The 14,594-nt window shown below is 75.3% G+C and carries 13 protein-coding genes; all 13 read left to right on the top strand.

All coding sequences use genetic code 11. The features are described from left to right. Positions 1-53 precede the first annotated feature (53 nt). The 13 genes from HHX31_RS30545 (at position 54) to HHX31_RS30485 (ending at position 14,566) form a co-directional block, all read left to right on the top strand. A complete protein-coding gene (locus tag HHX31_RS30545) occupies positions 54-1,814 on the top strand; it encodes an FAD-binding protein (protein WP_169952713.1) in 1,761 nt (586 codons plus the stop codon). Between the two features lie 134 nt (positions 1,815-1,948). Further along, positions 1,949-2,920 carry a nucleotidyltransferase domain-containing protein gene (locus tag HHX31_RS30540; RefSeq protein WP_169952711.1) on the top strand — a complete coding sequence of 324 codons (972 nt, stop codon included), beginning with the start codon at positions 1,949-1,951 and terminating at the stop codon, positions 2,918-2,920. Further along, on the top strand, positions 2,917-3,420 hold the full coding sequence (locus tag HHX31_RS30535) for a hypothetical protein (RefSeq protein WP_169952709.1): 504 nt from the start codon (positions 2,917-2,919) through the stop codon (positions 3,418-3,420). Before HHX31_RS30540 ends, HHX31_RS30535 begins: the two co-directional genes overlap by 4 nt. A 24-nt stretch (positions 3,421-3,444) precedes the next feature. Continuing rightward, complete coding sequence (locus HHX31_RS30530) at positions 3,445-4,809, top strand: MFS transporter (protein WP_169952706.1); 1,365 nt, start codon at positions 3,445-3,447, stop codon at positions 4,807-4,809. A 10-nt stretch (positions 4,810-4,819) separates the two neighbouring features. Beyond that, positions 4,820-5,263 carry a type II toxin-antitoxin system RatA family toxin gene (locus HHX31_RS30525; RefSeq protein ID WP_169952704.1) on the top strand — a complete coding sequence of 148 codons (444 nt, stop codon included), beginning with the start codon at positions 4,820-4,822 and terminating at the stop codon, positions 5,261-5,263. Continuing rightward, complete coding sequence (locus tag HHX31_RS30520) at positions 5,260-6,570, top strand: aminotransferase class III-fold pyridoxal phosphate-dependent enzyme (RefSeq protein ID WP_169952702.1); 1,311 nt, start codon at positions 5,260-5,262, stop codon at positions 6,568-6,570. Before HHX31_RS30525 ends, HHX31_RS30520 begins: the two co-directional genes overlap by 4 nt. Then, a complete protein-coding gene (locus HHX31_RS30515; protein ID WP_169952700.1) occupies positions 6,567-7,829 on the top strand; it encodes an acyl-CoA dehydrogenase family protein in 1,263 nt (420 codons plus the stop codon). The genes HHX31_RS30520 and HHX31_RS30515 overlap by 4 nt, the downstream gene beginning before the upstream one ends. A gap of 4 nt (positions 7,830-7,833) precedes the next feature. Further along, positions 7,834-8,085 (top strand): acyl carrier protein, encoded by a 252-nt coding sequence (locus HHX31_RS30510; RefSeq protein ID WP_169952698.1) that lies wholly within the window; start codon positions 7,834-7,836, stop codon positions 8,083-8,085. Continuing rightward, complete coding sequence (locus HHX31_RS35865; protein WP_169952695.1) at positions 8,082-9,329, top strand: beta-ketoacyl synthase; 1,248 nt, start codon at positions 8,082-8,084, stop codon at positions 9,327-9,329. The genes HHX31_RS30510 and HHX31_RS35865 overlap by 4 nt, the downstream gene beginning before the upstream one ends. Beyond that, positions 9,326-10,354: an SDR family oxidoreductase gene (locus tag HHX31_RS30500; RefSeq protein WP_169952693.1), complete on the top strand. Its 1,029-nt coding sequence runs from the start codon at positions 9,326-9,328 to the stop codon at positions 10,352-10,354. The genes HHX31_RS35865 and HHX31_RS30500 overlap by 4 nt, the downstream gene beginning before the upstream one ends. A 304-nt stretch (positions 10,355-10,658) precedes the next feature. Next, a complete protein-coding gene (locus HHX31_RS30495) occupies positions 10,659-12,470 on the top strand; it encodes a hypothetical protein (RefSeq protein ID WP_169952691.1) in 1,812 nt (603 codons plus the stop codon). Continuing rightward, the gene (locus HHX31_RS30490) at positions 12,467-13,729 is read left to right on the top strand and encodes an MFS transporter (RefSeq protein WP_169952690.1); all 1,263 of its coding nucleotides are present in this window, start codon (positions 12,467-12,469) and stop codon (positions 13,727-13,729) included. The genes HHX31_RS30495 and HHX31_RS30490 overlap by 4 nt, the downstream gene beginning before the upstream one ends. Positions 13,730-13,879: 150 nt before the next feature. Further along, positions 13,880-14,566 (top strand): trans-aconitate 2-methyltransferase, encoded by a 687-nt coding sequence (locus tag HHX31_RS30485; protein ID WP_283244681.1) that lies wholly within the window; start codon positions 13,880-13,882, stop codon positions 14,564-14,566. Positions 14,567-14,594: the final 28 nt, after the last annotated feature.

The following is a 14,594-nucleotide window of genomic DNA, read 5'->3' as shown; positions in this document are numbered from 1 at the left end:
TATACAGAAGGAGCGCATTTATATCTCATTATTTCCAGTTGAAGGCGGGAAATATGGCAGGAAGTCTGCGCATCGCCGTCCTGGCCAAGCAGGTGCCGCTGCACGACGACCTTTGTCTCGACTCGGACGGCCGCCTCCGGCGCGAGGGCCGGCCACTGGAGATGAATCCCTACTGCCGCAGGGCCGTCGCGAAGGGCGTGGAAACGGCCCGCGCGACCGGCGGCGCCTGCACGGTCTACACCCTCGGCCCGCCCGCCGCCGCGGAGGTGCTCAGGGAGGCGATCGCCTGGGGCGCCGACGACGGCGTTCTGATCACCGATCCCGTCCTCGCCGGGTCGGACACGCTCGCGACCGCCCGTGCGCTTGCCGCCGCCCTGCGCAGGGACGGGCCGTACGACCTGGTCGTCGCGGGCCTCGGCTCGGTGGACGCGGACACCGGGCAGGTCGCCCCGCAGGTGGCGGAACTGCTGGATCTCCCGCTGCTGACCGGGGTGCGCGACCTCACCGTCGAGGGGCGGACGCTGCACGCCCGCTGCGAACGGGACGACGGACACATGACCGCGTGGACCCGCGTGCCCGCCGTGATCAGCGTCGCCGAGCGGTCCTGCGACCCCTGCAAGGTGCCCCAGGACCGCCGCGCGGGCGACGACCGGATCACCGTGCTGACCTCGGCCGATCTCGGGCCGGGGCCGTGGGGCGCCGTGGGCAGCCCGACCCGGGTCGACGAGGTCCTTACGGCGGCGCCCCGCCGCGCGGGCGTGCGGCTGTCGGGCTCGGTGGAGCGCCAGGTCAGGAAGGCCGTCGCCCTGCTCGCCGCGAGCGGCGCGCTGTCGCGCCCCGCCTCCTTCCCGGGGCCCGGGGCCGCCACGCTCGCTCCCCCGGGCGGGACCGGCGTGGCGGGAGGTGTGGTGACCGTTCTCGCGGAGACCGGCCGCGAGCGGGTGACCCGCGAACTGCTGTCCGCCGCGGCGGCCCTCGGCGCGGACCGCACCGTGCTGCTGTGCGGGCGGCGGCCCGATCCGCACACCGCCTGGTCGTGGGGCGCGGACGAGGTCGTCGTGACCCGGCCGGAGGCCGAGGACCTCGCCACGGCCGCCGCGCTCCTGCTGGCGGACGCGGGGACGGGGACCGTGCTCGCGCCTGGCACGACCTGGGGACGGGAGGCGGCGGCGCGGCTGGCTGCCCGGCTCGGCGCCGGTCTCGTCGGCGACGCGGAGACGCTGGAGACGGCGGACGGGCGGCTGGTCTGCTGGAAGTCCACCGCCGCCGGCCTGGCCCGCGTCAGCGTGCACTCCCCCGTGCAACTGGCGACCGTACGGCCGGGCGTCCTGCCCGTGCTCCCGCCACGCGCCGCAGGCGCCGCCCCGATCACGACCGCGCACGTCGAGGCGCGGGGCAGGGTCACGGTGAGCGAGAGGGTGGCCGAGGACGACCCGGCGGACCTGGCCGCGGCCCGCGTCGTGGTCGGCGTGGGCCAGGGCGTGGACCCGGAGCGGTACGCCGAGCTGAAGCCGCTTCTCGACGTGCTCGACGCGGAGCTCGCGGCCACGCGCAAGGTGACCGACCGTGGCTGGCTGCCACGGTCCCGCCAGATCGGCATCACCGGCAGGGCCGTCGCACCCGCCCTCTACGTGCTGCTCGGCGCCTCGGGCAAGAACACGCACATGTCCGGCGTACGGCGGGCCGGGTTCGTGCTGGCGGTCAACCCCGACCCGCACGCCCCCGTCTTCTCCTGCGCCGACGCGGGGGTGGTCGCCGATTGGGCCGAGGCCGTGCCCGCGCTGGTGGGCGAGCTTCGGTCGTTGACCGGCTGATCCGGGCGGGTCCGGCCGTTACCGGCATGCCCGAAACGGCCACCGTACGGCCCTGGACGCCCAGGGGACGGCCTCACGAGACTCGCTCCATCCCCCCGCGCGATGATCTTCGATTCCCGCCCAAAGGATGTGATGTGACAGACGCCCTGCTGATCGCCGACCAGGCGCTGGCCAAGGTCGGCACCACGCTCGAGGAGCTCCGGCGGCACGGCGGCAGCCTCCTCACCACCGGGCCCGCGTATCTCGTGGGTTCGCTCGCGCAGGGATTCGGCAACCGGGGCAGCGACGTGGACGTCCACGTCTTCTCCCCGGAGGTGCCGAGGCCGGCGCCGCCCTACCTCTTCTTCATCGGCTCGCTGACCGTGGACGTCGAGCACTATCCCGCGACGTACGCCGAGGACGTGACGTCCCGCCTGCCGTCCGAGAGCGTCGTGACCAAGCTGGGCCGGATGACGCCGGAGGTGACGCTGGGCCATGAGGAGACGGGCCGGCTGACCCGCTGGTGCACCGCCATCCCCATCGACACGGGCACGCCCCCGATCCTGGACGACGAGCGGCGCCAGGACGCGCTGGCGTACCTGCTGCGCGTCGCGCTCACCGCCGTCGTGGCCGCGTGGGGCACGGCGGAGGTCGTCGCCCGCTCAGGCGCGGACGCTGGCCACCTGTGGCGCGTGTGCGGCAGGTCTCTGCTCAGCCTGTCCGCGGCGGCGGCGGGTTACCCGCCGATCGGCCGCAAGTGGCTGCCCGCCCGGGTGGCCAGGGCCCGAGTGCCCGAGGACTTCGTACGCGCCGCCATGTCCGCGGCCGGCGGCGGGGACGTGGCCGAACTGGTCGCCGGGCTCGGTCTCGACGGCCTCGACCCGCTTGCGCTGAGCCGCTTCGAGCCGGGGACGGGCACCGCGGACGTGCCGGTCGGCAGGCAGCTCCACCACCTCACCCCGCTCGGGCGGCTCGAACCCGGCCGCCGCCCGGCCAGCGGCCCCTGCGCCGAGGTCCTGGCCGCGACCGGCCCCGGCGAGGTCGCCGCGCTGCTCGGCGCCGGGCTGCTGCGGCTGACCGTGGACGAGCGGGCGCTGGCGGCGGCCCTGCGGGAGGTGGGCGCGTGACCACCACCGCGACCGGCTCGTACGACGCGCTGTGGTTCGCGACCCGGGCCGCCCCCGCCGCCTGGGTGTACGTGCTCGAAGTGCAGAGCTCGCTGGCCGACATCGAGGCCGCGCTCGCGGACGACGACTGGCCCACCTGCGTGGAGGCGGCCTCCGAGACGCTGCACGCGGTCGTCTACGCCCGCCTGATCCTCGCCGGTTATCAGGGCAAATGCCCAAGGGACGAGCTGGCTCTGCGCGTCTGCCTTGGCGACGTCGCGGAGGCCGCGCTCCTGCGCGACCTGCCCACGAGCTTCGGGGCGGGCCGGGCGGAGGCGCACGCGGCCAGGGAGACGGCGCTGCGCGCGGCGGCCGGGCTCGAAGGCGACCTGCCCATCAGGATGCCGGTGATCCGCACGGCCAAGGGCTTCTTCCCCAGCATCCGCATCGGGGCCGACATCGAGGCGCTGCGTACGCGTCTGGGTCTCGCCCCCATCGACTGGATGACGTGGCAGCTGTGAGGGGGCGGTCGTGAGGGGGCAACCTTGACCGGGCCCGCGGTCGCGAACGCGCAGGAGGCGACGGCCGGCCGCCCCCGCCTCACGCTCACGCTCATCCTGACCGTGACGGTGGCCTCGTTCGAGGCCACCGCGACCGCCACCCTCGCCCCCGCCGCGCTCGCCGAGATCGGGGGCCGGTCCCTGTACGTCCTGGTCTTCGGCCTGTTCGTGCTCGCCCAGCTCGTGGCGCTGGTGGCGGGCGGGATCCTGGCGGGAACGCTCGGGCCGCTGCGGGTCTTCGTCACCGGCGCGGCGCTGCACGGCGCGGGCCTGCTGGTCTGCGCCACGGCGCCGTTCGCCGGCTGGCTGCTGGCCGGGCGCGTCGTGCAGGGGATCGGGCACGGCCTGGTGTGGGTGTGCGTCTACGTCATCATCGGCCGCTACTACCCGAAGGCCCGCCGCGGCCGCCTGCTCGGCTGGCTGGCCATGGCGTGGGCCCTGCCCGCGCTGGCCGGTCCGCTGATCGCCGGCGTGGTGACCGACACGGTGGGCTGGCGGTGGGTGCTGGCGCCCGTGCCGGTCGTCGAGGCCGTCGCGCTGGCGCTCATCTGGCCCTCGATCGTGGGCCTGTGGCACGACCGGCCGGGCGCGCCCGGTGGGCTAGGCACGCTGCCCGCGCGCCTGGCCGCGGCGGGCCTGCTGGCCTGCGGCGTGGTGACGCTGATGAACCTCCGGCACCTGCCGCCCGCCTGGGCGTGGCCGGTGCTGGCGGCCTCGCTCGCGGCGGTCGTGCTCGGCGGGCGGCCGTTGCTGCCTCCCGGCGCGCTGCGCCTGGCTCCAGGCCTGCCCGCCGCCGTGCTGCTGCGCGGGCTCGCGGGCGGCCCGTGGGCCGGGCTCGCGTTCGTCCTGCCGCTCGCCCTGTCGGAGGGGCGGGGGCTGTCCCTGTCGGCCGCCGGGGCGGCGCTGTCGACCGGGATCGTCGGGTTCGCCGCCGGGGGCCTGCTGCACAGCACGCCGTGGCTCGCCCGCTTCGGCCGCCCGCACGTCGCGATCGCGGGGACCCTGACACAGGTCGCGGCCCTGGCCGTGACCGCCGCGGGCCTGGCCGGGCCGATCGCCCTGGTGTACGCCGGATGGGCGCTCACCGGCTTCGGCGCCAACCTCGTCATGATCGCGCTCAACGCGACGGTGCTCGACCTGGCGTCCCAGGCCGAGCAGGGCACGGCCTCCGCCGCGATGGCACTGGCCGACGCCGTGATGACCGCCCTCGCCACCGCCGCCGCCAGCCTCGCGCTGGCCGGCGCCGCCGGCCCGGCCGTCACCGGCCCGGCCCGGGCGCTGCTCGCCGGCTGCGCGCTCGCGTTGCTCGCCGTCGGCGCCGCCCTGACCCGCAGGAACAGTTTCGGCTAGGAGAGTGAAGATGCCCGTCGTGCGGACTCAGCACATCACCGACTGCCCGGTCGACCACGTGTGGAAGGTGTTACTCGACTGCGAGGCCTTCCCCGGCTACATGCCCGAGGTCCGGGAGATCGAGATTCTCAAGGAGGACGGCGAGCTGCGCTGGAGCCGGTGGGCGGTGCTGCTCAAAGGGTCGGAGCTGGAGTGGGAGGAACGCGAACGCATCGACCACGACGCCCACCGCATCGAATTCGAGCAGACCGAGGGCGACCTCGCCTACTTCAACGGCCACTGGCAGGTGACGGCCGGGCCTGAGGGGACCATGGTCGAGCTGAGCGTGGAGTTCGACATCGGCATCCCCCTGATGGCCGAGATGCTCAACCCGGTGGCCGCCCGCGCGCTTGAGGACAACTCCCGCGCCATCCTCGACCAGATCGGCCGCAGGGCCGGAGTGGCGGCATCGTGACGGGCGCCCTCACGACGGACGGCGCACGGACGGCGCGCGACCCGGGAAGGAGCGCGCTCGGCAACCCCGCGGGGAACGCCGCGAAGAACGCCTTCCGCCGGGTGCAGCGGCACTTCTCGCCCGCCGTCGCGCTGGCCGGGAAGTTCGCCGGGCAGGGCGCGGCCGAGGCCGCGGCGTCGGGCGCCGAGATCACGCTGACCGACGGCCGCAGGATGCTCGACTTCGGGTCGTACGCCGTGACGCTCCTCGGCCACCGGCACCCGGCCGTGACGGAGGCGGTACGCCGGCAACTCGACGCGATGCCGGTGTCGAGCAGGTCGCTGGTCAACCCCGTGACGGCGGAGGCCGCCGAGCGGCTGTCGGAGCATCTCGGCGGCTGGCTGCGGCGCGTCTACTTCGGGGTCAACGGCTCCGACGCCGTCGAGGTGGCCGTCAAACTGGCCCGGCTGGCCTCGGGACGGCCGCGCGTCCTCGCCGTACGCGGCGCGTTCCACGGCAAGTCGCTGGGCGCGCTGGCCCTGACCCACCACGAGCGCTTCCGCGCCGGGCTGGAGCCCGTCCTGCCGCACGCGACCCACCTCGACCCCCGCGACCCCGGCGCGGTGCTGCGCGCCTGCGCCGAGGGGGACGTGGCGGCCGTGGTGTTCGAGCCGGTCCAGGGCGAGAACGGCGTGGTGCCGCTCGACCCCGGCGTGCTGGCCCGGTGGTGCGAGGACGCGCACGCCGCCGGCGCGTTCGCGATCGCCGACGAGATCCAGACGGGCCTGCGCAGGGCGGGGAAGCCCTCGCTCGCGCTGCACGCGGGCCTGCCCGTGGACGCGGTGCTCCTCGGCAAGCCCCTCGGCGGCGGGGTGGTCCCGATCTCGGCCGCCGTCTGCTCCGACGAGCTCTACCGGCCGCTCCTCGACGACCCCTTCAGGCATAGCGCCACCTTCGCCGGGCAGCCGCTGTGCGCCGCCGCCGTGCCCGCCGCCCTGGCCGCGGTGGAGGGACTCGCCGGCCAGGGCGAGACGATCTCCGGCTGGATCCGCGCCGGGCTGGCCGAGTTGCGGCGCACGCACCCGGACGCCGTCACCGGCACCCGCGGGCGCGGCCTGCTGTGGGGGGTCGACTTCGCGAGCCCTGAGCTGTCGGGAGAGGTGCAGATCGGGCTGGCGCAGCGCGGCCTGCTGGTCTCCCCCTGCCTGAGCCGCCCGGAGACGCTCCGCCTCCTGCCTCCGCTCGTCGCCACCCGCGCCGACGTCGAGCGGGCGTTCGACGCGCTGTCGGCGGCGGTCGGGGCGGCGGCCGTGGAGGTGTCCCGATGACGACCGCGACCACCCGCACGCAGCCACCCGGCCTGTGGCCGGGCGGCTGGCCCGACACGAGCGCCTTCCTGCCAGAAGACGCCCTCGCGAAGATCGCGGGCCACGCCGCCGGGGCGGACCTGGCCGGGCGGCCCCCGATGGACAGCATCGCCCTCCTGAAGTCGCTCGGCTGGCCCGGCCTGCCCGTCCCCCGCGAGTTCGGCGGGGCCGGGCTGGGCCTGACGGAGTGCTGCGCCGTCCAGCGCGCGCTCGGCGCGGCCGATCCCGCGCTGGCCGTGGCCCTCAACATGCACCTGTTCTCCGTCGGCCTGATGGTCGAGCACTGGCGGCGCAGGACCGACACGTCCTGGCTGCTCATGGAGGCGATCGCCACCCAGAACCGGCTGCTCGCCTCGGCGTTCGCCGAGCCGAACCTGGGCGGGTCGGCCTCGCGCTCGACGCTGACCGCCGTCCCGGTGCCCGGCGGCTGGCAGGCCTCGGGGACCAAGCGGCCGTGCTCGCTCGTCAAGGAGGCCGACCTGGTCTGCCTCCAGCTCGCGACCGACAAGGGCGACGGGCCAGTGGAGGTGATCGTCGCCTTGCTCCCCACCACCGCGCCCGGCCTTTCCGTACGGGAGGACTGGGACACCCTCGGCATGCGGGGATCGGCGTCCAACACCCTGCTGCTCGACCGGTGCGTGATCCCCGACGAGCTGGTCTTCTACCGCGCCCCGGCCGGGGCCGAGGACGACGACATCCTCGCGGCCGGGGTGATCTGGTTCGCGCTCACCTCGACGGCCTGCTATCTCGGGCTCGCCCGGGCGGCGCTCGACGCCGGGGCCGGGCTGCTGCACCGCATGCGGATCGCCCACCTGGGAGCCGCCCGCGCCGAACTGCCGAGCTATCAGGCGACGCTGGGCGAGCACGTCGCCGCCCTGCTCACCCTGGAGGCGGGCTGCGCCGCCGTCGCGGCCCGCATGGACGCGGGGGCCGACCCGCAGGCCCTGCTCGCGGCGGCGCTGGCCGTCAAGCAGCAGGCCGTGCGTACCGTGCCCGACCTCGTCGCCGCCGTGGCCGAATGCGCGGGCGGCGTGTCGTACGGCAAGGGGGGCGTGCTGGAGCGCCTGTGGCGCGACGCGCAGGCGATCAGGTTCCACCCGCCCACCCCGGCGGCGGCCCGTCAGTATCTGGGGCGCCGCGCCCTGGGCCTGCGGGCCTCGCTCGACCTCGACGAACGCTCTCCCGGGCTGTGCGCGCCGGCCGATTCCCCAAGGAGCTGATGCTGTGGACCGCAGCGAGCTGTCGGCCCTCGTCCGGGCGAGGATCGCCTCGGTCATGGGCCTGCTGGAGACCGAGGTGACGGAGAAGACCGACCTCAGGGAGGAGTACCAGGTCGACAGCCTGGAGCTGATGGAGATCGGGGCCCGCCTCGAATCCGCCCTCGGCGTACGGATCAGGGTGGACGACCTGATGGAGATGAAGAACGTGGGAGACGCGGTCGACTCCCTGCACCGCCTGATCCTGGAGCGGGCGTGACCCCCCGGCGCCGCGTCGCGATCACCGGGCTGGGGGTCAAGTCGCCCGCCGGGCTCACCGTGGACGAGACCGTGGACACGCTCCTGGCCGCCAAGTCCACGGCGGCCACGCTGCCCGAGCTGGTCGAGGGGCGCTCGCCGGTCACCTTCGCCTGCCGGGTGCCGCACTTCGACCCCTCGGCGTACGTGACGGTGCGCGAGTCGCGGCAGATGGACCGCTCGGCCGTGCTGATGCTCGCGGCGGCGGTCGACGCCGTCCGGGCCGCCGGCCTCGACGACCCCGCCGGAGACGAGATGGGCGTGAGCGTCGGCATCGGCGCCGCCGGGCTGGACGTCGCCAGGGAGGTCGTGCTGGACCACGGCGGCGAGCCCGGCGAGATGCCCGTCTACACCGTGCTCCGGATCATGGCCAACGCCCCCGCCGCGCGGATCGGGCTGCGCCTGGGCGCCCGGGGGCCGTGCCTCACGTACTCGACCGCCTGCGCAAGCGGCGCGACGGCGATCGGCGAGGCGGCGCAGAAGATCCGCTCAGGGGAGCTGGAGCGGGTCGTGGCGGGAGGGGTCGACTCCGCGCTGTCCCCGCTCGTGCTCGCCGCGTTCTCCCGCATCGGCGCGCTGTCGCAGCGCGGCGACGACCCCTCGGCCGCCTCCCGTCCGTTCGACCGGGATCGCGACGGGTTCGTCATGGGCGAGGGCGCGGCGGCGATGGTCCTGGAACGCTGGGACCGCGCCGTGGCCCGGGGGGCGCCCATCCTGGGCGAGGTCCTCGGCTACGCCTCCACCTCGGACGCCCACCACATCGTCGCGCCCGTGCAGGACGGCTCGACCGCCGCGGCCTGCATGCGGCTGGCGCTGGCCGACGCCGCCCTGCAGCCCGCCGAGATCGGGCACGTGAACGCGCACGGCACCGCGACCGTGCTCAACGACCGGGCGGAGGCGCGCGGCATCGCCGCCTGCTTCGGCGGCGACATGCCCCCCGTGACGGCGAGCAAGGGCGTCACCGGCCACCTGCTCGGCGGCGCGGGCGCCTTCGAGGCGGTGGCGGCGCTGGCCTGCGCCTCGCGGGGGCTGGTCCCGCCGGTGGCGAACCTCGGCGGCGGGCCGGACGCCGACCTGCTCGACCTCGTCACGGCGGAGCCCCGGCGGATCGCGCCCGCGCCCGTGCTGTCCAACTCCTTCGGCTTCGGCGGCCACAACGCCTGCCTGGTGCTGGCTCCCCTCGCCTGGCAGGGCGGCGAGGGATGAGCGCCGCACGGGTCCTGTTGACCGGCGCGGCCGGGGTCGTCGGCTCCGAGACGGCCCGGCTGCTGGCCGGGCGCGACGGGATCGAGCTGACCCTCGCCGTACGCACGCCGCGCGAGCCCGGGCAGGTCGGGTGGTCGATGGGCGCGCAGCCCCCGCCGGCCGAACTGGCGGGGCCGTGGGACGTGATCGTGCACACTGCGGCGTCCACCCGGTGGACGATGACCCGCGAGGAGGCCGTGGCCGCCAACGTCGGGCCGACGCTCGGCGTGCTCGACCTGGCCGGCGAGGGCACCCACGTGGTGCACGTATCCACCGCGTACGCCGACGGGCGCGAGCCGGACGAGACCTTTCCGCCGTCGGAGTTCGGCCGCTACCGGAACGCCTACGAGTGGTCGAAGGCGCGCTGCGAACGGCTGGTGCTCGAACGGCACCGGGGGCCGGTGACCGTGGTGCGCCCGCCCCTCATCCTCGGCCGGCGCTCCGACGGCGCCATCGCGCGCTTCTCCGGCCCCTACACGCTGCTGCAGACGCTCGTGTCCGGGCTGGCCGCGGCGGTGGTGGGCGACCCGGAGGGGTACGCGGAGATAGCGCCGGTGGACCAGGTGGCCGAGGTGATCGCCGGCGCCGCCCTGGGCGACCCGCCTGACACCCCGGCGACCGAGGTCATCGCGGCTGGGGACGCCACCCTGCGCCTGGCCGCTCTCGTCGACGTCATCTGCGGCACGCTCAACGAGGTGCGCGCGGCGGCCGGGGCCGCCCCCATCGCCGCCCCGCCCTTCATCGCGACGGAGCGGTGGCACCGGTTCTTCCTGCCGCTGGCCCGCCGCCACCTGTCCCCGGTGCAGTCGCAGGCCGTCGAACTGCTCGGGATGTTCGAGAGCTACACGAGCATGCCCAAGCCGTTCACGCCCACCCGCCCGGTGCTCGACCCCGCCTCCGTGCTGGCCGAATCCGTCCGGTGGTGGGCCAGGACCCGCCCCAGGCTGGCCCTGCGCACCCCAGAGCCGTGGGGGCTCGTCGGCTGATCCCGGCCTCGACCCGCTGTCCACTAGGGGAAACGCCCCATCCGGCCAGTCGTACGGCGTGGACGGCGCTCGCGGGCCGCGGAAACAATCGTGATCGTCCGAAACCCCGGAGAGGAGGTGTGAGATGCACCTGACCACCGAGGAACTCGAGGGCCTCGCCGAGATCGTCGTGCGCGCCGAGAGCGCCGCGGACGACCTGCGGCCCGCGGTCGTCGAGTAACAGGGCACGCCGGGGTGCCGGGAGGCGCGCCTCCCGGCACCTCCCCCGACTGGCACCCGTGCACCCGACCCCGCTGGAGGAAGCGTGAGGCTCCGCCGGACGACACCGTTCCTTCTGGGTCCCGCAGCGGACCCGGCACTGCTGCTCGACCGCGCCGAGGTCCCCGCGACGGCGGCCGAGGCGCTGCTCGACAGGATCTCGCCCACCCTCGTCACCGGGGACGAGGCGGGCACGCTCACCGCCGAGGAGGCGCAGGCCCTGGTGCTCGGCCAGTACGAGGCCTGCCTGGAGCACGTCTACTCCCACCCCGCGTGGAGCGAGGTCAGGGCGGGCACGGCCGCCGCCTTCCTGCGGGCCTACCTGCTGGAGAACCGGCACTACCTGGCGGCGGCGCCGTTCCGGATGGCGCCCGGCGTCGGCGCGGGCCCCCGCCCCGACGCGCTGAACGAACTGCAGGCCAGGCACGTGGTCGAGGAGGCCGACCACGACACCTACTTCGAGAACGGCCTGGCCGCGCTCGGCTGCGACCGCGCCCTGGTCCGCGCCGCCCGGCCGTGGCCGGCCACGGTCGAGTGGATCCACCTGATGCGCACGGTCGCCGAGGCGGGCCCGCTGCCCGCCGCCCTGTGCTCCGGGCTGCTGGAGTTCACCGCGGGCAACCGGACCTCGGTGGCGGGCTGGCACGAGCACGTCGCCGCGAGCGGCCAGGTGGCCCCGGAGGCGATGAGCGCCATCTTCGAGCACGTCAAGACCGACCTCGGGCTCGGCCACGGCTCGAACTGGAAGGAGGCCCTCGAGGCCGCCGCGGTGGTGACGGCGTGGGACCTCGCCGACGCGCTCAACGAGATCACGCTCGTGGCCGAGGCGATCGTCCGCTGGCTCGACTCGCTGCACCGGGGCCTTTCCGGCGACCTGGTCGGGGTCATGCCGGAGCTGACCGCGGCCGGCGAGACGGCCCCCGCCGCGCTGGGCGGCGAGGCCGGCGGCCTGCCCGTGTGGCCCGCCGAGATCCTCCATCTCGCGGCGCACGGCGACCCCGGCCTCACCCCGGGGATGCGGGCCGCCGTCGCCACCGCGTACGCGTACGGGGAGGGCGTGCTCGACGACGCGCCCGAAGTGGCGAAGGCGGCGGCGCGCCTGGCCGCGCCGTACCGCCACAGGCCCGTGGACGGCGGCGGCGCGGCGCTGGAGAAGCTCGTCGGCACGTGGATGCGCGCCATCGACGGCCACCGCCTGTGGACGGAGATGACCGAGCGGCCAACGCTGCCCCTCGTGTACGGCTGGCTCGTCGAGAACCACCACTACGTGGCGGCCATCTGGCAGCACTGCGGGGCCGGCATCGCCGCCTGCCCCGACCCCCGGATGCGCCTGCACCTCGTGCACCACCTGGAGGAGGAGTTCGAGCATGGCGCGATGTTCCGCGAGGGCATCGACAAGGCGCGCGGGAGCGCGTTCGGCGGCCTCGCCGTCGAGCACATGCGCCCGCTGCCGAGCACCCGCGCCTTCACCGGCGCGCTGCGCGGCCTCGCCGGGCGCGACTGGAAGGCGTACGTGCTGGCGGTCGCCTTCCTGCAGCTCACGCTGCGCGCCGAAGGGGACGGCCCCGCCGACAGGCACGTGTCGTTCTACCGCACCGTCACCGAGCGGCTGCCGGACGCCCGGCCGCTGCTCGACGTGATGCGGCGGCACGACGCCGAGGACACCGACCTCGGGCACGCCCACGACGTGCGGGAGATGCTCGACCTGCTGGCGGAGCATCCGATCGGGCCGGACACCATCGCCTCCGCCGCCCTGGTGCCCCAGCTCACCTGGAGCTTCCTCGACGGCATCAGGGCGCACTACGCGTACGGCCCGGCCGCGGTGATCCAGCGCGTCGCCTGGCGCGCCGGCCGGTGACGCGCCCTGCCGCGCCCGGCGCCTCCACGGCGTCCCACGCCGGGTCCAGGCCCCGCGACCTGCCCTTCCTGCTGCTGTGGGGAGGGCAGAGCGTGTCCGCCGTCGGCGACGGCATGGCGCTGCTCGCGATCCCGCTGCTGGTGCTTCAGCAGACCTCCGACCCGGTGCTCGCGGCGCTCGCGGCCACCCCGCAGACGATCGGCTATCTGCTGTCGGGGCTGGTCGCGGGCGCGCTGGTGGACCGGCTCGACACCCGGCGGGTGATGCTGGCCTGCGACACCGCCAGGCTGGCCGTCTTCACGCTGCTCACCGCGCTCGCCCTGGCCGGCGCCGCCCCCGTCTGGGTCCTGCTCGGGCTGGCGGTGGTCGCCGCGGTGTTCGGCGTGCTGTTCGACACCGCGCACGCGGCCATGCTGCAGGGCATCCTCGCCCCGGCCCACCTGGTGGCCGGCAACTCCCGGCTGGAGCTCAGCACCCAACTCGGGGTGCTCGCCGGGCCCGCCCTGGCCGGGGCGATCGCCGCGGGCCCCGGCGCGGGCGTCTGCCTCCTCGTCAACGCCGCGTCGTACGGCGTCTCGGTGGTCACGCTGTGGCTGCTGCCGCGCGACGCCGTACGGCGGGAGCGGGGCAGCGGCCTGTCGGTGCGGCGGGCGGCGGGCGACCTGCGTGAAGGGCTGTCCTACCTGCGGCGGCACCGGCTGGTGCGGGCCGTGTGCGGGCTGCAGGTCGTGGTCAACCTGCTGCTCGCCGTCGAGACCCTGATCGTCTTCTTCGCCGTGCACACGCTGGGCGGCGGGCCGGCCGGGGCCAGCGTCGCGCTGGCCGCGGGCGCGGGCGGCGGGGTGCTCGGCGCCTCGATCGCCGGTCCGCTCGGCCGCCGCGTCGCCGCTCCCACCCTGATCTCCGGCGCGCTGCTCGTGCTGGCGGGCGCGCTGGCCGCCGCCTCGGCGGCCCCCTCGGTGGCCTGGCTGGCCGCCGCCAACCTCGTGATCGGGCTGACGAGCGTGCTGGCCACGGTGCACATCCGGGCCCTGCGCCAGCGGGTCGTGCCCCCCGAGCTGATCGGCAGGGTGACGGCGACGGCGCGCACGCTGGCCGTCGCCGCCTATCCCCTCGGCGCCGTGCTGGCGGGGCAGCTCACGGCCATGACCGGGCAGAGCCCCCGCGTGGCGTTCGCCGTCGCGGGGCTGCTCGGCGCCGGCGCGGTCGTCGTCGGCCACCGGACCGGGCTGCGGCCCGCCGCCCAGACCACCACGTGAAGGGAGCCGGAATGTACCCCGAGCCTCGGTTCTTCGGCGTCTTCGAGATGCTCCGCCGGATGCGCCTTCCGCTGACCGAGGTCATGCCGGTGTACACCGGCTACTTCGCCGCCCTCTACGACGCGCTCTCCCCAGGCGTACGAGTGGGACCTGGACGACTACCTCAAGCTGGCCGCGAACAGCCCGGGGCCGGTGCTCGAACTCGGCTGCGGCAGCGGACGGATCACGGTGCCGCTGGCCAGGCAGGGACACGAGGTGATCGCCCTCGACGCCTCGCCCGACATGCTCGCCCTGCTGCGCCGCCGCCTGGAGCGCGAGGACGAGAGCGTGGCCCGGCGGGTGACGATCGTCGAGTCCGACATGCGCGACCTGCGGCTGGACGAGCGGTTCGGCCTGGTGCTGCTGCCCGCCAACAACCTCGGGCTGCTCGCGGACGAGGCCGACAGGCACGAGGTCTTCTCCCGCGTCCGCGCGCACCTCGCGCCCGGCGGGCGGTTCGCGTTCGACAACGCCCTGGCCGAGCAGGACCGCCTGCTGGCGCAGAACGGCGACCTCGTCGCCTTCCCCGCCTCCTCGGGAGGAGAGGAGCAGTTCGTGCTGAGCGCCCACCGCTACCTCCCCGAGGAGGGCGTGCAGATCATGAACTACTACGCCGAGTCGGTCGACGCGACCGGGCGGACCCGGCGCTATCTCGGCGGCTGGACCAAGGCCGTGCTGCCCGACGCCGCCGTCGCCGGCCTGCTGGCCGCGACCGGGCTGCGGGCCGAGGAGACCCGGACGTACGACCTCGACTTCGACCGCCGCAGGATGATGCTCTACATCTGCTCCGCCGCCTGAGGGGCCCACAGGACCGGAGTGCCGGGAA

Origin of the sequence: Microbispora sp. H11081 (genome assembly GCF_012999535.1) — a bacterium.
Lineage (GTDB): Bacteria > Actinomycetota > Actinomycetes > Streptosporangiales > Streptosporangiaceae > Microbispora.
Note: the sequence above shows the minus strand (reverse complement) of the source record. Positions and strands in the feature narration are given on the sequence as shown.

What these genes read in the sequence shown, in the direction of transcription:
- HHX31_RS30545 (WP_169952713.1), top strand. Translation starts at nt 54, where the DNA reads ATGGCAGGAAGTCTGCGCATCGCCGTCCTGGCCAAGCAGGTGCCGCTG.
- HHX31_RS30525 (WP_169952704.1), top strand. Translation starts at nt 4,820, where the DNA reads ATGCCCGTCGTGCGGACTCAGCACATCACCGACTGCCCGGTCGACCAC.
- HHX31_RS30515 (WP_169952700.1), top strand. Translation starts at nt 6,567, where the DNA reads ATGACGACCGCGACCACCCGCACGCAGCCACCCGGCCTGTGGCCGGGC.
- HHX31_RS30500 (WP_169952693.1), top strand. Translation starts at nt 9,326, where the DNA reads ATGAGCGCCGCACGGGTCCTGTTGACCGGCGCGGCCGGGGTCGTCGGC.